General features: G+C 66.2%; 21 protein-coding genes. All 21 read left to right on the plus strand.

From position 1 onward, the window contains the following. Positions 1-16: 16 nt before the first annotated feature. The 21 genes from BLT40_RS00370 (at position 17) to BLT40_RS00470 (ending at position 18745) form a co-directional block, all read left to right on the plus strand. Positions 17-1210: a flagellar hook-length control protein FliK gene (locus tag BLT40_RS00370; protein ID WP_090350680.1), complete on the plus strand. Its 1194-nt coding sequence runs from the start codon at positions 17-19 to the stop codon at positions 1208-1210. Positions 1211-1413: 203 nt separating this feature from the next. After that, positions 1414-1914, plus strand: coding sequence for a flagellar basal body-associated FliL family protein (locus tag BLT40_RS00375; protein ID WP_079522540.1), 501 nt, complete (start codon positions 1414-1416; stop codon positions 1912-1914). Between the two features lie 16 nt (positions 1915-1930). Further along, positions 1931-2953: a flagellar motor switch protein FliM gene (fliM, locus tag BLT40_RS00380; protein WP_051943379.1), complete on the plus strand. Its 1023-nt coding sequence runs from the start codon at positions 1931-1933 to the stop codon at positions 2951-2953. Positions 2954-3163: 210 nt separating this feature from the next. Next, positions 3164-3496 carry a flagellar motor switch protein FliN gene (gene fliN / locus BLT40_RS00385; RefSeq protein WP_051943380.1) on the plus strand — a complete coding sequence of 111 codons (333 nt, stop codon included), beginning with the start codon at positions 3164-3166 and terminating at the stop codon, positions 3494-3496. A gap of 5 nt (positions 3497-3501) precedes the next feature. Beyond that, positions 3502-3915, plus strand: coding sequence for a flagellar biosynthetic protein FliO (fliO, locus tag BLT40_RS00390; protein WP_239709101.1), 414 nt, complete (start codon positions 3502-3504; stop codon positions 3913-3915). 74 nt (positions 3916-3989) lie between these two features. Then, positions 3990-4700: a flagellar type III secretion system pore protein FliP gene (gene fliP / locus BLT40_RS00395; protein WP_079522581.1), complete on the plus strand. Its 711-nt coding sequence runs from the start codon at positions 3990-3992 to the stop codon at positions 4698-4700. Beyond that, positions 4697-4966 (plus strand): flagellar biosynthesis protein FliQ, encoded by a 270-nt coding sequence (gene fliQ / locus BLT40_RS00400; RefSeq protein WP_036111221.1) that lies wholly within the window; start codon positions 4697-4699, stop codon positions 4964-4966. The genes fliP and fliQ overlap by 4 nt, the downstream gene beginning before the upstream one ends. Continuing rightward, on the plus strand, positions 4966-5733 hold the full coding sequence (gene fliR / locus BLT40_RS00405) for a flagellar biosynthetic protein FliR (RefSeq protein ID WP_255363904.1): 768 nt from the start codon (positions 4966-4968) through the stop codon (positions 5731-5733). Before fliQ ends, fliR begins: the two co-directional genes overlap by 1 nt. Before the next feature lie 6 nt (positions 5734-5739). Next, on the plus strand, positions 5740-6885 hold the full coding sequence (gene flhB, locus BLT40_RS00410) for a flagellar biosynthesis protein FlhB (RefSeq protein ID WP_079522543.1): 1146 nt from the start codon (positions 5740-5742) through the stop codon (positions 6883-6885). Positions 6886-6888: 3 nt separating this feature from the next. Next, positions 6889-9000 carry a flagellar biosynthesis protein FlhA gene (flhA, locus tag BLT40_RS00415; protein WP_079522544.1) on the plus strand — a complete coding sequence of 704 codons (2112 nt, stop codon included), beginning with the start codon at positions 6889-6891 and terminating at the stop codon, positions 8998-9000. Between the two features lie 33 nt (positions 9001-9033). Next, positions 9034-10401: a flagellar biosynthesis protein FlhF gene (flhF, locus tag BLT40_RS00420; protein WP_090350684.1), complete on the plus strand. Its 1368-nt coding sequence runs from the start codon at positions 9034-9036 to the stop codon at positions 10399-10401. A gap of 70 nt (positions 10402-10471) precedes the next feature. Continuing rightward, a complete protein-coding gene (locus tag BLT40_RS00425) occupies positions 10472-11347 on the plus strand; it encodes a MinD/ParA family ATP-binding protein (RefSeq protein ID WP_090350687.1) in 876 nt (291 codons plus the stop codon). Then, entirely contained in the window at positions 11344-12075 is a 732-nt protein-coding gene (locus BLT40_RS00430) for an RNA polymerase sigma factor FliA (RefSeq protein ID WP_036111235.1), read from the plus strand. Before BLT40_RS00425 ends, BLT40_RS00430 begins: the two co-directional genes overlap by 4 nt. Before the next feature lie 53 nt (positions 12076-12128). After that, positions 12129-12530, plus strand: coding sequence for a chemotaxis response regulator CheY (gene cheY, locus BLT40_RS00435; RefSeq protein WP_036111237.1), 402 nt, complete (start codon positions 12129-12131; stop codon positions 12528-12530). Positions 12531-12540: 10 nt separating this feature from the next. Beyond that, complete coding sequence (locus BLT40_RS00440) at positions 12541-13182, plus strand: protein phosphatase CheZ (RefSeq protein ID WP_176809059.1); 642 nt, start codon at positions 12541-12543, stop codon at positions 13180-13182. 7 nt (positions 13183-13189) lie between these two features. Then, entirely contained in the window at positions 13190-15256 is a 2067-nt protein-coding gene (locus BLT40_RS00445) for a chemotaxis protein CheA (protein WP_090350691.1), read from the plus strand. Between the two features lies 1 nt (position 15257). Continuing rightward, positions 15258-15998, plus strand: a complete 741-nt coding sequence (locus tag BLT40_RS00450; RefSeq protein WP_036111245.1) for a flagellar motor protein — start codon at positions 15258-15260, stop codon at positions 15996-15998. Then, a complete protein-coding gene (motD, locus tag BLT40_RS00455) occupies positions 15995-16903 on the plus strand; it encodes a flagellar motor protein MotD (protein ID WP_079522548.1) in 909 nt (302 codons plus the stop codon). Before BLT40_RS00450 ends, motD begins: the two co-directional genes overlap by 4 nt. After that, positions 16900-17727, plus strand: coding sequence for a ParA family protein (locus BLT40_RS00460; protein ID WP_079522549.1), 828 nt, complete (start codon positions 16900-16902; stop codon positions 17725-17727). The genes motD and BLT40_RS00460 overlap by 4 nt, the downstream gene beginning before the upstream one ends. Continuing rightward, the gene (locus tag BLT40_RS00465) at positions 17727-18299 is read left to right on the plus strand and encodes a hypothetical protein (protein ID WP_079522550.1); all 573 of its coding nucleotides are present in this window, start codon (positions 17727-17729) and stop codon (positions 18297-18299) included. Before BLT40_RS00460 ends, BLT40_RS00465 begins: the two co-directional genes overlap by 1 nt. Next, entirely contained in the window at positions 18296-18745 is a 450-nt protein-coding gene (locus BLT40_RS00470) for a chemotaxis protein CheW (protein ID WP_239709099.1), read from the plus strand. The genes BLT40_RS00465 and BLT40_RS00470 overlap by 4 nt, the downstream gene beginning before the upstream one ends. The last annotated feature ends 18 nt before the right edge of the window (positions 18746-18763 follow it).

Below are 18763 nucleotides of genomic sequence, written 5' to 3' on the forward strand. Positions count from 1 at the left end.
TCACCGGAAGCACCGCATGAATAACGCCACTGTCGCCCTCAACCTCGCCCGCCCGGTCAGCCAGGCACCCACGTCCGCGTCGAACGCGACGGCCAGGGCGAACGACGGCACGACCCCGTCGAAGCGCTTCGATGCGGTGCTCGACAGCGCGCACGCCCAGGCGCACACCGGCGCCGGCGGCACGGTCAGGCCGCATGCGGCTGACGCCCATGCCAGCAGCCGCGGCGACGCACCGTCCGACACGCGTAAGGCGAAGGACGACAGTGCCGATGAGCGCGACGACAAGAGCACGACGTCTGCCAAAGCCGATGACGGCAAGGTCGCGAGTACGAAAGCGGATAAGAGCGCCAATCAGGATGACGCGAAGAAGGACGACACGTCCGACAACGACGACACGTCCATTGCCAGCACGATGCTCGCCCTGATCGGCGTACCGCCCAAGGTGACCGAACTGGCGTCGAAGACGCTGGGTGCCCTGAAGGGCGTCGCCGGGAAGACGGGCGATCTCAGCGCTGGCGCGTTGGCCATGGGTCTGCCGAACGCTGCCGCTGCCGCCGTGACCGGTGGCGACGGCAAGGGTGCGATGCTGGCGTCGACCGAGGGCGCCGGTGCCCTTGCCGATGCGACCGCGTCGACGGCCGCCGGATCCCCGCTGGCTGCGCTTCTGGCCGCGCGCACGGTGACCGTGGGCACGGGAAAGGAGGACGCGGCGTCGCCTTCCGATCCGACGACCAGCCCGATGCCGCTGACCCATACGCCCGGTCTGGCACCGGTGGACGGCGCGGCCTTGCAGGTACAGGCCACACAGACCGCCACCTCGCCGCAGTTCGCCCAGGAACTGGGCGAGCAGATCGCCTGGATGGGCGGTGGTGACGTCAAGGAAGCGCGGATCAAGTTGCACCCCGAAGAGCTGGGCAGCATGGACGTCCGCGTGAATGTCGACGGCGGCAAGGTCAATGTCGCGATCATGGCGCAGCACCCGGCAGCGGTGCATGCCGTCCAGCAGACGCTCTCGCAGCTCGACACGATGCTGGCGCATCACGGCCTGTCGCTCGGCCAGACCGACGTGGGTCAGCGCCAGACCGGGCAGGATGACGGGCATACCGGCAACGGCGGCGCGGGGCAGGGTGGCGCGGACGATGCACAGGGCGCGACGGTCACACTGGCGACCTCGCGCGTATCCCGCGGTCTGGTCGACGAAGTGGCCTGACGATCGATTGGGTGACGACGAATTGGCGCGCGTCAATTCGTCGTCGCGGCGACGGCGCGTATTCGGGGCGACAACGACGGCGCGACGCGAAGCGGGATGCGCATCACGCTACATGGACGCAGATGGCACGTCGCTTGCAACAATGCCCGTGAGCCCATCGGGCAACGACGACATCGCATTCGCATCACAGAGGTTTTTCACGCATGGCCGCAGCACAGATGGACGCGCCCGAAGGCGCTCCCGTAAAGAAGAAGGGCAAGGGCAAGTTGCTGATCATCGGCGCGGTCATCGTGCTGGCGGCGGGCGGTGCGGGCGGCTGGTTTCTGATGAAGGGCGGCCACGGCAAGACGAGTGCGGCCGATGCCGCCGCGGCGGCCAAGGCCAAACCGGCGGTTTATCTGCAGCTGGATCCGGCCTTCGTGGTCAATTTCCAGGACGAGGCGGCGCTGCGTTTCCTGCAGGTCGGTGTGAACGTCATGTCTCACGACCCGGAGGCGATCGCCGCGGCGAAGGAAGCCGATCCCGAGATCCGCAATGCCTTGCTGATGCTGTTCTCCGCGCAGGACGTGAAGTCCCTGTCCGACGTCAAGGGCAAGCAGAAGCTGCAGGCCGCCGCGCTCGCCGAGATTCAGCGCGTGCTGAAGGAAAAGATCGGTCGCCCCGGGGTGGACGCGGTCTATTTCACCAGCTTCATCATGCAGTGACGGGACACCCGCAGCCATGAGCGACATTCTCACCCAGGAAGAAATCGACGCCCTGCTCGCGGGTGTGGAAGGCGGTGCCGTCGAAACCGAGGTCGAGCTGCCGCCACCGGGCGGTGTTCACGACTACGATTTCACCCAGCAGGACCGTATCGTGCGCGGGCGTTTGCCCACGCTGGAGATGGTCAACGACCGTTTCGCCCGGTATTTCCGCGCCAACCTGTTCAACGTCCTGCGCAAGTCCTGCGAAGTGTCGGTGCTTGGCGTGAAGATGACCAAGTTCAACGAGTACGTTCACTCGCTGGCGGTGCCGAGCAATCTCAACCTCATTCGCATCAAGCCGCTGCGCGGTACCGCGCTGATGGTGTTCGAGCCGCGCCTGGTGTTCACGGTGATCGACAACTTCTTCGGTGGTGACGGCCGGTACCACGCGCGTATCGAGGGCCGCGATTTCACGCCGACCGAGAACCGCGTGATCCAGATCGTGCTGGCGGAGGCCTTTTCGGCCATGGCGGAAGCATGGGCGCCGGTCCTCAAGATGCAGTTCGAGTTCCTCAATTCCGAGATCAACCCGCAGTTCGCCAACATCGTCAGCCCGACCGAGACGGTGGTGGTGTCGCGCTTCCATATCGAGCTCGACGGCGGCGGCGGTGAAGTCCATCTCACGCTGCCGTATTCGATGGTCGAGCCGATCCGTGAACTGCTCGATGCCGGCGTGCAGAGCGACCGGGCCGAGCGCGATGAGCGCTGGATCCAGAACCTGCACGAGGAAATTCTCGATGCGGAAGTGGAGATCACCTCGATGCTGGCCGAAGCGCGCCTGACCATCGGCGACTTCCTGCACCTGCGCAAGGGCGACATCATCCCGATCAGCCTGCCGGAGACGGCAACGGTCTTTGCCGAAGACGTTCCTATTTTCCGGGGCCGCATGGCCAACTCCGGAGGCAACAAGGCGGTGCAGTTCGATTCTCTGATGCGCAAGCGCGGCGAGGGCAGGGCGATGCCGGTGACCACGACGGAGCCGATGCCCGTACTGGCGTGAAGTGCCGTCAATGGACCGGCTCGGTGACTAACTGCCGTCGAGCGTCAGGTTTCCGCCGAGCGTCACTTTCCGGGCGCGAGACGTGACCGGAAAGCGTCGTTCAAAGCACTGAAAAAACACGGTAAATTTACAGTCTCCAGCGTTTCGACAGCGTGGCACGCGGATTGCTTCATAGCTCCCGTAACCCGGTAACGACACTCTGGAACGGACATGAACGAATCCACGCTCGACAATATCGAAGGCACCGATGCCGCCCTGGCCCGGACCATGGGGCTCGGCAGCGAGGTCAACCTCGACGTCATTCTCGATGTGCCGGTCACCATGGCCATGGAAGTGGGCCGGACCAGGATCAGCATCCGCAACCTGCTCCAGCTCAACCAGGGCTCCGTCGTCGAGCTCGACCGCGCCGCCGGTGAGCCGCTGGACGTCTTCGTCAACGGTACGCTGGTCGCCCACGGCGAAGTCGTGGTCATCAACGAGAAGTTCGGTATCCGGCTGACCGACGTGATCAGCCCGGCCGAGCGCGTCCGCAAGCTGCGGTGATTCCCATGCGCCGTACTGTCGCCGCCTTCGCCGGTGGCTCCCTTCCCTGCGCCCTGATGGCGGCTCCGGTCGCCGCTCCGGCGGTCGATTCGGGCGCGGAACTGGTCCGCGTCCTGATCAGCCTGCTCGGCGTCGTGGCGCTCATTTTCTTCGTCGGCTGGATGGCTCGTCGTGCTCAGGCACGGGTGAGTCCGGGTGGCCGGAAGATCCGCGTCATCGAATCGATGCCCGTGGGCATCAAGGAAAAAGTGATGTTGCTGGAGGTTGGCGGCACGCAGATCCTGGTGGGTGCGTCGCCTGCGGGCGGGCTGCGTACGTTGCATGTGCTGGAGACGCCGGTGTCGGACGATCCTTCCGTGCCCGCGGCGCCGGCGATGCGTGGGTTTCGGGACGTGCTTGCTCAGTGGAAGCGGTCGTGAGGCGGGCTCGGGTCGCCCGCGGGGCGGGCTCCTACAGGAGGTGCTGCACATGGGTGGCGTTTTTTGTGCTGCTGATGTTGCCGCTGGCTTCGTTCGCGGCGGATCCGCCGGGCATTCAGCTGCTGAACGTGCAGCCGGGCGCCAATGGCGGCCAGACCTGGTCGCTGTCGATCCAGATGCTGGCGCTGATGACGGCGCTCACCGCGCTGCCGGCGATCCTGCTGATGATGACCTCGTTTACGCGGATCATCATCGTCCTGGGTTTCCTGCGCCAGGCGCTGGGTACCAACAGCACGCCACCCAACCAGGTGATCCTGGGGCTGTCGCTGTTCCTCACCCTGTTCGTGATGACGCCGGTGATCAACAAGGCGTATGACGCCGGGATCAAGCCGTATATGGACGGTCAGATGACCGTGCAGGACGCGCTGCCGCTGGCCGCCGCACCGTTCCGTCACTTCATGCTCGAGCAGACGCGTGAGCCCGACCTGCAGCTGTTCACCAGGCTGGCCGGCGAGCAGCCGTACGCCGACAAGGACGCCGTGCCGTATCGCGTGGCGCTGCCCGCCTTCGTCACCAGCGAGCTGAAAACCGCCTTCCAGATGGGCTTCCTGCTGTTCATCCCGTTCCTGATCATCGACCTCGTCGTGGCCTCCGTGCTGATGTCGATGGGCATGATGATGGTCTCGCCGATGATCATCTCGCTGCCGTTCAAGATCATGCTGTTCGTGCTGGTCGACGGCTGGACACTGCTGCTCGGCACGCTGGCGGGGAGCTTCTTCCAGTGACGCCGGAATCGGTCATCGCGTTCGGCCAGCAGGCGCTGCACGTCGCCATGCTGATCGGTGCCCCGCTGTTGCTCACCGCGCTGGCGGTGGGCTTGCTGGTGGGCATGATCCAGGCCGCGACCCAGATCAACGAGCAGACCCTGAGCTTCATCCCGAAGCTGATCTGCATGGCGCTGGTGATGATCATCACCGGCCCGTGGATGCTGCGTACGCTGGTGCAGTTCACCCGCACGCTCATCGAGAGCCTGCCTCAGGCGGTCCGCTGATGCCGATCGACCTGGGCCAGCTCGATGGGTGGGTCGGCGGCGCCATGTGGGCGCTGGCCCGCATCTCCGGGCTCATGCTGGTCGCGCCGGTACTCGGCTCGACGATGATCCCGATGCGTATCCGCCTCGGTCTGACCGTGCTGCTGACCATGGTGCTGGCCCCGCTGGCGCCGCTGGATATCCGGCCGCTGTCGGCCGCGGGGGTGGCCGTGATGTCGCAGCAGGTGCTGATCGGCGCGGCGCTGGGCTTCATCCTCAAGCTGGTTTTCGAGGCCGTGGCGTTTGGCGGCCAGTTCCTTTCACAGGCCATGAGCCTGGGTTTCGCCGAGACGGTGAACCCGGGTGTCGGCGGCACCACGCCGGTCATCAGCCAGTTCTACACGATGCTCGTCACCCTGATGTTTCTGGTGTTGAACGGCCATCTCCAGCTCATTTCGCTGCTGGCCGACAGCTTTCGCAGCATGCCCGTGGGCGACGGTGGCATCGGCGCCGATGGCCTGTGGGGCGTCCTGAGCTTCGCGTCGCATCTGTTCTCCGGCGCCGTGCGCGTCGCCCTGCCGGCCCTGACCGCGGTGCTGGTGGTCAACCTCGGTTTCGGCGCCATCAGCCGGTCGGCGCCATCGATGAATCTCTTCGCGGTCGGCTTTCCGATCACGATCTGCCTCGGCGTCCTCGCCGTATGGCTTTCGCTGCGCGCCCTTCCCGGTGCGTTCGACTCGTTGCAGACGGCCGCGTGGGACACCATGCGCCAGTTGATCGGGAGGTAACCGGCCATGGCCGAGGGCGCCGACAACGAGGACAAAACCGAATCACCCAGTGACAAACGCCTTCGCGAAGCCCGCGAGAAGGGCGATCTGCCGCGCTCGCGCGACCTGTCGACCGCCGTGGTGGTGCTGGCGGGCGTCGCCACCCTGATCGCCTCGCGCGACCAGATGTCCATGCACGCGGCCAACATCATGCATGTCGGCCTGCGTTACGGGCGCGATGACCTGTTCGCCGCCAATGGCCTCTACCACGCGCTGATGACCGCCGTGATGGAAGGTTTCTGGATGCTGGCGCCCGTGTTCATCGCGACGATGATCGCGTCGGTGGCCGCGCCGACCCTCATGGGCGGCCTGAACTTTTCCTTCGAGGCGCTCATTCCGAAGTTCGACCGTCTGGACCCGATCAAGGGCTTCGGCCGGCTGGTGTCCCTCAACGGCCTGGTCGAGCTGGGCAAGTCGGTGCTCAAGCTCATCCTGATCGGCGGCACGCTGGTCTGGTTCCTGCGGAAAAGCACGACCGAGATGTACATGGGCGGCACGGGTCCGGTGGCCGAAGGCATCGCCCGAGCCTTCGGGATTTTCGGCCACGCCTCGCTGATCTTCGCGGTGGCGCTCGGCGCCGTGGCCCTGGTCGACGCGCCCTGGCAGAAGTACAGCTTCACCAAGAAGATGAAGATGACCAAGCAGGAGGTGAAGGACGAGCACAAGGAAAGCGAGGGCAGTCCCGAGCTGAAGTCAAAAGTCCGGCAGATGCAGCACCAGATGGCACGCCGCCGGATGATGGAAGACGTGCCCACCGCGGACGTCATCGTGACCAACCCGACGCACTTCGCCGTGGCCCTGAAATACGACGAAAACCGCATGGGAGCGCCCCGCGTGGTGGCCAAGGGTGTGGACGTCCTGGCCCAGCAGATCCGCGATGTGGCGGGTGGGGCGAAGATTCCTGTGGTGGAAGCGCCTCCGTTGGCACGAGCCTTGTATGCAACTACGGAAATCGGACGCGAAATCCCGTCGGCGCTGTATGTCGCGGTGGCCCAGATTCTGGCCTACGTGTTCCGGCTGAAGCAGGCGATCGCCATGGGCGATCTCCCGCCGGAGCTACCGAAGCAGGAGATCGACCCGGACCTGCTCGGCCCCTACCGCATGGATAACTGACGAATGGCCGCTTCCACCAACCTGATGGGTACGTTCCGGCAGATCGGCCGCCGAGGCGTCGCGGCGCCGGTCGCCATGCTGATCATGCTCGGCATGATGATGCTGCCGCTGCCGCCCTTCATGCTGGACCTGCTGTTCACCTTCAACATCGCGTTGTCGCTGGTGATCCTGCTCGCCACCATGTACGTGATGCGCCCGCTGGAGCTGGCCTCGTTCCCGACGGTGGTGCTGTTCGCCACCTTGCTGCGCCTGGCGCTGAACATCGCCTCCACCCGCGTGGTGCTGCTGCACGGTCATAACGGCCCGGGCGCCGCGGGCAAGGTCATCGAGGCCTTCGCCGAGTTCGTCATCGGCGGCAACTTCGCCGTCGGCTTCGTCGTCTTCGCCATCCTCACCATCATCAACTTCGTGGTCGTCACCAAGGGCGCCACCCGCGTGTCCGAAGTGACCGCCCGCTTCACCCTCGACGCCATGCCCGGCAAGCAGATGGCGATCGACGCCGATCTCAACGCCGGTCTGCTGACCCAGGAACAGGCGCGCGAGCGCCGCCAGGAAGTGCGTGAGGAAGCCGACTTCTACGGCTCGATGGACGGTGCGTCCAAGTTCGTCCGCGGCGATGCCACGGCGGGCATGCTCATCCTCGCCATCAACATGCTGGGCGGTTTCTTCATCGGCATGTTCCAGCATGGCCTGTCGGCCGGCGAAGCCGCGCGTACCTACACGCTGCTGACCATTGGTGACGGCCTCGTCGCCCAGGTCCCCGGCCTGATGCTCTCGATCGCCACGGCGGTCATCGTCACCCGAGTGTCCAAGTCGCAGGAGATGGGCAAGCACGTGATGGGCCAGCTGTTCGGTCAGCCCAAGGCGCTGGGCGTGGCCGCCGCCGTGCTCGGCACGATGGGTCTGATCCCCGGGATGCCGAACATTCCGTTCCTGCTGCTGGCCGGAGGCGCCGGCTTTGCCGCGTGGAAGCTGCAGCAGCGCAAGAACCTCGTCGCCGAGGGTGGCGCCACCGGCGCACCGGGCGCCCCGGGTACCGATCTGGCGCTGGAGTCCGCGCCGCCGGCCGAGCGTCTCGAACTCTCGTGGGAAGACGTGGCGCAGGTCGATACCATCGGCCTGGAAGTCGGCTATCGCCTGATTCCGCTGGTGGACAAGGCGCAGGGCGGCGAGCTCATGGCGCGGATCAAATCCGTGCGTCGCAAGCTGTCGCAGGAGCTCGGCTTTCTCGTCCCGTCCGTCCACATTCGCGACAACCTCGATCTCGCACCGCACGGCTATCGCATTTCGCTGATGGGCGTGCCGATGGGCGAGGCCGAAATCCATACCGAGCGCATGCTCGCGATCGATCCGGGCCGCGTGCACGGGACGATCAATGGCATCGCCACGCGCGATCCCGCCTTCGGCCTCGATGCCGTGTGGATCGAGCCGGGCATGCGCGAGCACGCGCAGACGCTGGGCTACACCGTGGTCGACCCGGCCACCGTCATCGCCACGCACCTGTCGCACATTCTGCAGAACCACGCCCACGAACTCATAGGCCACCAGGACGTGCAGCAGTTGCTCGACCGTCTGGCCCAGCAGACGCCGAAGCTGGTCGAAGATCTCGTGCCCAAGCGGCTGTCGCTGGGCGCGGTGGTCAAGGTGCTGCAGAACCTGCTCGCCGAGCGCGTGCCCATCCGCAACTTCCGCGGCATCGTCGAGTCGCTGGCGGAGCACGCGGGCCAGAGTCAGGATCCCGGCGTGCTCGCCGCCGCCGTACGCGTCACGCTCGGTCGTCAGATCGTGCAAGAGATCGCCGGCCTGGGTTCGGAAGTGCCCGTCATTACTTTGGCGCCGGAACTCGAGCAGATCCTGCTGCAGTCGCTGCAGGGTGGCGGTCCGACCGGCGCGGCGGTGGAGCCGGGTCTGGCCGATCGTCTTCAGCAGAACGTCGCCGAGGCCGCACGACGTCAGGAAGCGGCCGGCGAACCGGCGGTATTGCTGGTCTCTCCCGCGCTTCGTCCATGGCTTTCGCGCTTCACGCGTCATGTGGCCCAAAACCTGCATGTACTCGCTTACAACGAAGTTCCGGATAACCGACGCGTCAAGCTGGTGACGGCGCTCGGCAGGTAAGTGGGGAATGAACATGGACACAGGATCGAACGCATGAAAATCAAACGCTTCGTAGCCCCCGACATGCGCCAGGCCATGCGCCAGGTGCGCGACGAGCAGGGCCCGGATGCCGTGATCCTGTCGACCCGTCGGCTGGACGACGGCATCGAGATCATCGCGGCGCTGGATTACGACGAAGCGCTGGTGCGTGAAGCCGGCTTCGGTGTCGATCTTCCGCCGCGCGAGCGTGAGGAAGCCCCGATCCGCGTGCGCCGCGAGAACGACTTCGCCGCCCGCATCGATCAGGCCAAGGCCGCGACCGCCGCCGCTGTCGAACGTGTGACGCGCGGTGCTCCGGCGCCCGCCGCTCCGCCGGTCGCGAATCCGAATGCGCCGCAGCGTCAGTCGAGCGCCGCGCTCGCCGCCAGCGTCGCCGATGTGGTGCGCGCCGCGACGGTCGCCCCGAACCACAACGCGAACAGCGACGCCGCCGTCAATGGCGTGCGTGCCGAGATCAACAGCCTGCGTGAGATGCTGGAAGTGCAGCTGTCCACGCTCGCCTGGAATCAGATGGACCGCGACCAGCCGCTGCGCGCCCGCGTGCTCCGCGAGATGACCCGCCTGGGCATCGACGGCGACGTGGCCCGCGCGCTCTGCGCCGAGCTGCCGCCGGGCATGACCGCCGAGCAGGCCCGCTACCTGCCGCTGGGCATCCTCTCGCGCAACATCCGTACCAGCGGCCGCAATGCCGATACCGCCGGTAGCGCCGTCACCGCTCTGGTCGGCACGACGGGCGTTGGCAAGACCACCACCATCGCCAAGCTCGCGGCGCGTGCGGTGCTCCGCCACGGCGCCTCGAACGTCGCGCTGATCAGTGCCGACCAGTACCGCATCGGTGCGGGCGCCCAGCTGGAACATTACGGCCGCCTGCTCGGCGTGCGCGTCTACAACGCCCACGATGCACAGAGCCTCCGCAACGTGCTGCTCCAGCTGCGTGGCAAGCACACCGTACTGATCGACACCGCCGGCCTGGCCGGTAACGACCCCAAGCTGCAGCAGCAGTTCGACACCCTGCGCGCGATGACCGAGGTGCGTGTCTGCCTCGTGCTTGCCGCGAACGCGCAGGCACAGGCCATCGACAACGCGATCCGTGCCTACGCGCCGCTGGCGCCGCAGACCGCGATTCTGACCAAGCTCGACGAGGCCCCGCTAATCGGCGGTGCCCTGTCGGCCGTCATCCGTCACGGTCTGCCGCTCGACTACACCACGGATGGTCAGCGCGTGCCGGAAGACATCGCCTCCGCGGATGCGCGCAAACTCGTCTGCCTGGCCGCTCAACTCGTCAAGCAGCGCACCGACGAACCGGACGACGCGATTCTCGCCGACCGTTTCGGCTTCTCCACCGCGCCAGCCATCGCCTGACACCGGGAACTGAAGTAACGTGACCACGGCATCCGCATCCGCACACCCCTTCACGGCAGTGAATTCCTTCATGAACACACACGTCGATTCCACCCAGGCTGCTGGGCTCAACTGGCTCGCCGACCGTCGTCCCACGCGCAGCATCGCGGTGGCGGGCGGCAAGGGCGGCGTGGGCAAGACCACGGTGGCGGTCAACCTCGGCATGGCGCTTGCGATGGGCGGCCGTGACGTGGTCCTGCTGGACGCGGATCTGGCCATGGCGAACATCGATGTGCTGCTGGGCCTGCAGCCCACGCGCCATCTGGGCCACATGCTCGAAGGCGAGTGCCGCATCGAGGACCTGATCCTCCACGCCAACCACGGCCTGAAAGTGATCCCGGCGACCTCGGGCGCGCGCCGCATGGCGCAGCTGCCGAATATCGAGCACGCCGCCGTGATCCGCGCCTTCGACGAATACCCGGTCGCCCCCGAATATCTGATCGTCGACACCGCCGCCGGCATCTCCGACAGCGTGTCGATGTTCGCGGCAGCCTCCGACGAGGTGGTGGTCGTGGTCTGCGACGAGCCGGCCTCGCTGACCGACGCCTACGCGCTGATCAAGGTGATGAGCCGCGAGTTCGACGTGAACCGCTTCCGCATCGTCGCCAATATGGTCCGCCATGCGCAGGAAGGCCGTCAGCTGTTCGAGAAGCTCGCCCGCGTGACCAACCGCTTCCTGGACGTGTCCCTGGATTTCATGGGCATGGTTCCGCACGACGAGTACCTGCGTCAGGCCATCCGCCGCCAGGCGGCCGTGGTCGACGCCTGGCCGAGCAGCCGCTCGGCGGTGGGATTCAAGAATCTGGCCCGGTCGGTCGATACATGGGGTGAACCCGAACCCCGGGTGCAGGGTCGCATCGGCTTTTTCGCCGAACGGAACCAGATGGGGGGAGGGCTGCCGCTGTGAGTGTCGCTAGCGAATACCTTGAAATCACTAGAGTTCCAGCGGATCAACTGGTTAAAACGCATGCACCCCTGGTGCGCCGGATCGCCTATCACCTGATGGGCCGCCTGCCGCCAAGCGTGGACGCGAATGACCTCATGCAGGCCGGAATGATCGGACTGCTCGAGGCCGCAAGAAATTACTCGCCGACTCGCGCGGCCAGCTTCGAGACCTATGCGGGCATCCGCATTCGTGGCGCCATGCTGGACGAACTGCGCAAGACGGACTGGACCCCGCGCTCCGTCCACCGGAAGTTGCGCGAGGTGGCTGAAGTAACGAGGCAGATCGAGAACGAAACGGGTGGCGACGCCGAAGACGCGGAAGTGATGAAGCGGCTGGGTATCGACGCCATGGAGTACAACCAGATTCTGGCCGACGCGGCGAGCGCGCGGTTGCTGAGCCTCACGGCGCCGGAAGGCGACGAAGGCGCGGCGATCGACGTCGCGGACCCCGACGCCTCGGGCCCGGAAGGCAACTTCGAGAAGAACGGCCTGCGCGACGCGCTGGCGCAATCGATCGACGGCCTGCCGGAACGCGAGAAGCTGGTGATGTCGCTGTACTACGATGAAGAGCTCAACCTGAAAGAAATCGGTGTGGTACTGGGTGTGAGCGAGTCGCGCGTGTGCCAGATCCATGGCCAGGCCCTGATTCGCCTGCGTGCACGCATGACGGGTTGGAAAGACAAGCAGTGACGGCATCGCGGTGCCGTCGCCGGTAAAGAAAAAGCACGTGGCGGAGAGCAGTTTTGGACAAGAACATGAAGATCCTCGTGGTGGACGACTTTTCCACCATGCGGCGCATCGTCAGGAATCTCCTGGTCGAGTTGGGTTTCACCAACACGCTCATCCAGGAAGCCGAAGACGGTAACGCGGCCCTCGCGTTGCTGCGCTCGCAGCCGATCGACCTCGTCGTCACCGACTGGAACATGCCCAACATGACGGGCATCGACCTGCTTCGCGCGATCCGCGCCGATGCCGGTCTGAAGTCGTTGCCGGTGCTGATGGTGACCGCGGAAAACAACCGCGACCAGATCATCGCCGCCGCGCAGAGCGGTGTTAACGGCTACGTCGTCAAGCCTTTCACGGCGGTCACGCTGAAGGAAAAGCTCGACAAGATCTTCGAACGACTCGCCGCGGCTGCGGGCTAAGGGAATAACGATGAATACGATGCTCTCCCCCGGCCAAGAGGTCGTCCCCGAACTGCGCGAGCTGCTCGAGGCCGACGACGGCGCCGCCTTCGAAAAGGCACTCGACAACCTGATCCGCAGCCGCGAGCAGCACCTGTTCCTGGCGCTGGGCCACCTTGCGCGCGACCTGCACGAATCCGTGCGCCGCCTCGCTTCGGACATTTCGACCGACGGCGTGCCCGGCAACATGAGCGATGCGCGCAAGCATCTGCGTGACGTGCTCGAGATGAGCTCGACCGCCGCGCACCGCACGCTGGACTTCAGCGAAAAGCTGCGTCCGCAGGCCCAGGCGCTGGCGAAGCAGGCCGACGAAGTGCTCGTGCTCGATCACGCCGATCCGGCGTTCGGCGCCAATGCCACGGCGCTTGCCGTGCGCGTGGGCGATTTCGCGCAGAGCTGCGACATCGGCCTGGGCGAAATGGTCGAAGCCCAGTCGTGGCAGGATCTTTCCGGTCAGCGCGTGGCGCAGGTCGAAGCGTTCATGGCCAAGGTCGAGTCGTCGCTGGTCGAGCTGGTCCGTCTGACCGGCTCGCTCGCGGGCGGCAATGCGCCGGCCGCGGACAAGGTCAGCCAGGACGAAGTGGATCGCCTCCTCAGCGAATTCGGATTCTGAGCCCGCTATGAGCGTGGAGCTGGACAACGAGCTGCTCAACGTCTTCCTGATCGAAGCGCGCGAACTGCTCGAGAGCCTGGGCGAGCAGCTCGTGGATCTCGAAGCGTCGCCGAACGACACGGAGCTGCTGAACGCGGTCTTCCGTGCGTTCCACACCGTGAAGGGCGGTGCGGGCTTTCTTGGGCTCAATCCCATGGTGGAGCTGTGCCACCGTGGCGAAGATCTTCTGAACGAAGCGCGTAACGGCACGATCGTGCTCAACGCCGCCTTCATGGATGCGCTGCTCGAGTCGCTCGACCTGCTCAACGACATGATGCGCGCCGCCGATGGCGGCGTGCCGATCGAGCCCGCGCCGCGTTCGCTGCTCGACCGGCTGCTGATTCCCGGTCGTGCCGTATCCGCGGCTCCCGTTGCCTTGGCGGTACCGGTCTCTTCGCCGGTCGCGGCACCTTCCGCGCCGAAAGCGTACGACCCGATCGAAGATGAATTCGAGGCGATGCTCGACGCCGCGCGCACCGACCGCGCGCCGGCACCGGCCTCGTCCGCGACGATCAACGATGACGAGTTCGAAGCGCTGCTCGATTCGTTGTACGGCACGGGTGCGCCAGGCGCGGACAGCGCAGCTGTTTCCGCATCGGCACCGACGCCCGCACCCGTGGTCGCTGCCGCAGCACCGTTGCCGTCGAACAACGACGCGATCAGCGACGACGAATTCGAAGCCTTGCTGGATTCCCTTCACGGCACGGCAGCGCCGGGTGCGGTCGGTGGTGCGGCGCCTGTTGTCGCATCCACGCCTGCGCTCGCCGTGGTTCCGGTCGCTGCACCCGCACCGCCGGCAGTGGCTGCTCCCGCAGCGAAGGCCGCGCCCGCCGCGGCTGGCGAAAAGCGCGCCGCGTCCGCCGCCGACACGACGGTTCGCGTCGACACGCATCGTCTCGACAGCCTGGTCGACGCCGCGGGCGAGCTCGTGCTCGTACGCAACCGCCTCACCAGCCTCGCACCGCGCGGCGGCAACGATCCGATGGAACGTGCCATCGGCGAGCTGGAGCGCGTCGCGGAAGACTTGCAGAACGCCGTGCTGCGCATGCGCATGCAGCCCGTCGGCAAACTGTTCTCCCGTTTCCCACGCATCATTCGTGACCTCGCCCGCCAGCTCGGTAAAGAGATCGAGCTCGTCACGGAAGGCGAAGAAACCGATATCGATCGCACCGTGGTCGAGGCGCTCGCCGATCCGCTCGTGCATTTGCTGCGTAACGCGGTGGATCACGGCATCGAGATGCCTGACGTGCGCGCGGCCGAAGGTAAGTCGCGTCTGGGCACGGTGCGCCTCGCCGCTGGCCAGTACGGCGACCGCATCGTCATTACCGTCACCGACGACGGCAAGGGCATGGATCCCGAGGTCCTGCGCCGCAAGGCCGTCGAAAAGGGCCTGATGGACGCCGAGCAGGCCGCGCGTCTGGACGAGCGCGAATGCTACGAAATCGTCTTCCGCCCGGGCTTCTCGACCGCCAGCACGGTGTCCGACATTTCCGGCCGCGGCGTCGGCATGGACGTGGTCAAGACCAAGATCGTCGAACTGGGCGGCACGCTGTCCATCGACTCGCGTGTCGGTCATGGCAGCACGGTACGCCTGTCGGTGCCGCTGACGCTGGCGATCATGCGCGTGCTGATGGTTCGCGTCGGTCATCGTCTGCTTTCGCTCCCGCTGTCCAATGTCACCGAAGTGTTCGAGCTCGTTCCCGGTCAGATCCAGGAGCTCGACGGCCGCATCGTCGCGTCGCACCGTCAGCGCGCCTTGCCGCTCGCCGACCTCGGTCACTGGGCCGGGGTGAGCGGGAAGGGCGGCCATGTCGTCGTCGTGCAGATCGGTCACCAGACGCTGGGTTGCCTGGTCGACGAAGTGCTCGGCCGCGAAGACGTCATGGCCAAGCCGCTGGGCCCGTTCCTCAAGGACGTTCCCGGTGTCGCCGGGGCGACCATCACCGGTGACGGGCGTATCTCCCTCGTGCTCGACCTTGCCGGTCTGGCCGATGACAGTGGGCAGGTGCTGCCTTCATTGAGGATGGCTGTCTGACATGGATATCGTGAGCGTCGTCGGCACGATCCTGGCCTTCGTGGTCATCATCGTGGGGACCATCCTCAAAGGCTCGAGTCTCGATGCCCTGTGGAACCCGGCGGCGTTCGTCATCGTCTTTCTCGGCACCCTGGCCGCGCTGCTGGTGCAGACGCCGGGGCCGGTACTCAAGCGTGCGTGGAGCATGCTGCCGTGGGTGTATCGCCCGCCGGATATCGAATCGGAAAACCTCGTCAGCCGCATCGTCGGCTGGAGCGAGATATCCCGGCGCACCGGCCTGCTCGGGCTGGAACCCGCCATCGAGCGCGAATCGGACCCCTTCATCCGTAAGGGGCTTCAGCTTTTGGTGGATGGCACCGAGCCGGACGCCATGCGCTCCGTGCTCGAAGTGGAAGTGCTCGCACGCGAGCACAACGACATCGAAGCCGCCAAGGTCTACGAAAACGCCGGTGCGTACTCGCCGACGATGGGCATCATCGGTGCCGTCATGGGCCTCATGTCGGTCATGCAGAACCTGGCCGAGCCCAGCAAGCTCGGCCACGGCATCGCGGCCGCCTTCGTCGCCACCATTTACGGTATCGGCCTGGCCAATCTGCTGGCGCTGCCCATGGCGTCACGCCTGAAAGGTCTGGCCCGTCAGCGGTCGCAGATGCGCGAGATCCTCGTCGAAGGCCTCGTCTCGATCGCCCAGGGCGATAACCCGCGGCACATCGAGAGCAAGCTTCAGGGGTTCCTCTCGTGAAGCGCCGCCACCACGAAGAGCACATCAATCACGAGCGCTGGGCGATCCCCTATGGCGACCTGATCACGTTGCTGCTCGCGTTGTTCGTGGTGATGTACGCGGTATCGGCCGTCAACGAAACCAAGTTCAAGGTGATGGCGCAGTCCATCAATGAAGCCTTCAACGGCACGGGCAAGGTGATCGAGCCGATCCGCGAGGCTACGCCCGCCGCGCAGGTGCCGCTGCCGAATCAGTCGCGTGCGCCGGCCGCCGCGCCCATCGCCCGCATCGACGTGCCCGTTCCGCCGCGCAACCTGCCGTTGCCCGGTCACGAAGGCGCCGCCGCCGAGCGTCAGGAAGCGGCCAGCACGAATGCCGCGACGGCGGCGAACACCACGGTCGGCAAGACCGAGGACGCCAGCCTCAGCCAGATTTCCGACGAAGTGAAGCGGGCGATGAAGCCGCTGATCGACAAGAGTCTGGTCAACGTGCGGCAGACGCCGGACTGGCTCGAGATCGAGGTCAAGACCGACATGCTGTTCCCGGTCGGTGTCGCCAGACTGCAGGCGCCGGCCGATGACGTGCTGCGCAAGCTGGCCGGCATCCTCGCGCCGTTTCCGAACCCGATGCGTATCGAGGGCTATACAGATAACACGCCGATCGCCACGCCGACGTTCCCGTCCAACTGGGAGCTGTCCGCGGCACGCGCCGCTACCGTGGCGCGTCTGCTGACGACGACGGGTGTGGATCCGCATCGCGTGGGTATCGTCGGCTGGGGCGAGTTTCGTCCGATCGTGGCGAACGATACCGACGACGGACGCAACCGGAACCGCCGCGTGCTGATTGTCGTGATGAGCGACAAGGCGGCCCCGTCGCGTTTCTACAGCGATGCCGCGGCCGCGCCGGCCGGGGGAAATCGCCGATGATCACCTGGGCGGTCTCCAACCAGAAGGGCGGCGTCGGAAAAACCACGACCACGGTCGCGCTGGGCAGTCTGCTCGCCGCGTCCGGCAAGCGCACGCTGCTCATCGACATGGATCCGCATGCCTCGCTGTCCGGTTACATCGGCGTCGAAGGCGGGGCGCATGGCAGCGTCTACGATCTGTTCGGCATCGGTAACAGTGCGGCCCCGCTGCCGGTGCGCACGCTGGTGCACGCCACGCAGTGGGACCGGTTGAGCGTGCTGCCTGCGTCGCCCGCGATGATCACGCTGGACCGTCAGCTGGGTACGCGTCCGGGTATGGGGCTGGTGCTTACCCAGGCGCTCGCCGAACTCGCGCCCGACTTCGACCATGTGCTGCTCGATTGCCCGCCCACGCTCGGCGTGCTGATGGTCAACGCACTGGCGGCGAGCGATCGTCTGCTGGTGCCGACACAGACCGAAGCATTGGCGCTGGCCGGTCTTGAGCGCATGCTGCGCAGCCTGTCGATGATCGAGCGCTCGCGCGGTCGTCCGCTGCCACGCACGATTGTGCCGACGATGTTCGATTCGCGGACGCACGCCTCGCGCGTCTGCCTGGATCAGTTGCGCGAGCAATACGGCGACAGCGTCAGTCAGGCTGTCATTCCTACCGATACGCAGATCCGCGAAGCCAGTGCGGCCGGTGTGCCGCTCGCCTCGTGGCCGGCCGCACGTCGCGGCGGTCTGGCGTATCGCCAGTTGCTCGATGAATTGCTGGCGCCTCCCGCGGTTGATGCCGCTTCCACCGTTGCGTCGGCCACCGCGCCCGCGACGGATGCCGCCGCGTGATGCGCGCCATGCAGGACGCCGAGCAGATCGTCGCCGACTATCTTGCCGAGCTGCTGACGCCTGCGGCGGTGCCGGCCGTGGTGACCCCGAACGAAGTCAAAGTGGTGGCCATCGAGACCTGGCGCAACGCGCCGTCCGAGTCCGCTGCGCCGGCCGTCGACAACCGTTACCTGCTTTGCGTTGCCGCCGGCGTCAAGCTGGCCGTGCCGATGGCCGACGTGAGTCACGTCCTGCCGATACCGCCTTTGTCGCCGCCCAATGTACCGAACCCGGTATGCCTCGGGCGCTGGCGTCATCCCAGCGGTGAAGCGCGGGTCGCGGATCTGGCGGCGATCATCTCGCCGGATATGGCGGGAGCGCTGTCGTCATCGGTCGTTCTGCTCGGCCATCGCGGCTGGGCGATCGCCTGCATCGTCGTCGACGAGCCGGTGGAACTCGATGCCGACGCCATCCAGTGGCGCACCGGCGCGACCACGCGGCCCTGGCTGGCCGGCATGTCGCAAGAACCCAAGTGCGGCGTGGTCAACACCACGGCGCTGATCGAATGGCTGGAAAAGGAGCTGGGTCCGTGACCGACTCGCAACACAACGCGCAGGGCGCCTGGCTGGGCTTTTCACTCAAGGGGCAGCGTTACGCCGTGGCGCTGAACAGCGTGCGCGAAGTCATCCGTCCGGGTGACATCACGCCGGTACCGGGTGGTCCTGAAGACGTTCTCGGCATCGTCAACCTGCGCGGTCAGATCGTACCCGTGCTGGACGGCCGTCGCCGCTTCGGCCTCGACGGCGCACTCGAACCGGGCGCGGAAGACGCGCGCCGCGTCATCGTCTTCGAAGACAGCGGAACGGCGGTTGGCATGCTCATCGACGTGATCGGAGAGATGCTTCAGTTCGACGCCGACGAAGTCGACCCGCCACCGCCCGGCCGCGCGAACCGCCGAGACGACCCCGTCACCGGCGTCATCACCCGCGACGACGGCTTCATCGCCCTCGTCGACGTCCCCCGCCTCTGCCGCGCCTGACAGCGGCGGCAGAGGTTA

The organism is Dyella sp. 333MFSha (genome assembly GCF_900102405.1).
Lineage (GTDB): Bacteria > Pseudomonadota > Gammaproteobacteria > Xanthomonadales > Rhodanobacteraceae > Luteibacter > Luteibacter mycovicinus.

Bases quoted from the DNA above. Each gene is read 5' to 3' on its own strand.
- BLT40_RS00370 (WP_090350680.1), top strand. From the start codon at position 17: ATGAATAACGCCACTGTCGCCCTCAACCTCGCCCGCCCGGTCAGCCAG.
- BLT40_RS00375 (WP_079522540.1), top strand. From the start codon at position 1,414: ATGGCCGCAGCACAGATGGACGCGCCCGAAGGCGCTCCCGTAAAGAAG.
- fliM (WP_051943379.1), top strand. From the start codon at position 1,931: ATGAGCGACATTCTCACCCAGGAAGAAATCGACGCCCTGCTCGCGGGT.
- fliN (WP_051943380.1), top strand. From the start codon at position 3,164: ATGAACGAATCCACGCTCGACAATATCGAAGGCACCGATGCCGCCCTG.
- fliO (WP_239709101.1), top strand. From the start codon at position 3,502: ATGCGCCGTACTGTCGCCGCCTTCGCCGGTGGCTCCCTTCCCTGCGCC.
- fliP (WP_079522581.1), top strand. From the start codon at position 3,990: ATGTTGCCGCTGGCTTCGTTCGCGGCGGATCCGCCGGGCATTCAGCTG.
- fliR (WP_255363904.1), top strand. From the start codon at position 4,966: ATGCCGATCGACCTGGGCCAGCTCGATGGGTGGGTCGGCGGCGCCATG.
- flhB (WP_079522543.1), top strand. From the start codon at position 5,740: ATGGCCGAGGGCGCCGACAACGAGGACAAAACCGAATCACCCAGTGAC.
- flhA (WP_079522544.1), top strand. From the start codon at position 6,889: ATGGCCGCTTCCACCAACCTGATGGGTACGTTCCGGCAGATCGGCCGC.
- flhF (WP_090350684.1), top strand. From the start codon at position 9,034: ATGAAAATCAAACGCTTCGTAGCCCCCGACATGCGCCAGGCCATGCGC.
- BLT40_RS00425 (WP_090350687.1), top strand. From the start codon at position 10,472: ATGAACACACACGTCGATTCCACCCAGGCTGCTGGGCTCAACTGGCTC.
- BLT40_RS00440 (WP_176809059.1), top strand. From the start codon at position 12,541: ATGAATACGATGCTCTCCCCCGGCCAAGAGGTCGTCCCCGAACTGCGC.
- BLT40_RS00445 (WP_090350691.1), top strand. From the start codon at position 13,190: ATGAGCGTGGAGCTGGACAACGAGCTGCTCAACGTCTTCCTGATCGAA.
- BLT40_RS00450 (WP_036111245.1), top strand. From the start codon at position 15,258: ATGGATATCGTGAGCGTCGTCGGCACGATCCTGGCCTTCGTGGTCATC.
- BLT40_RS00460 (WP_079522549.1), top strand. From the start codon at position 16,900: ATGATCACCTGGGCGGTCTCCAACCAGAAGGGCGGCGTCGGAAAAACC.
- BLT40_RS00465 (WP_079522550.1), top strand. From the start codon at position 17,727: ATGCGCGCCATGCAGGACGCCGAGCAGATCGTCGCCGACTATCTTGCC.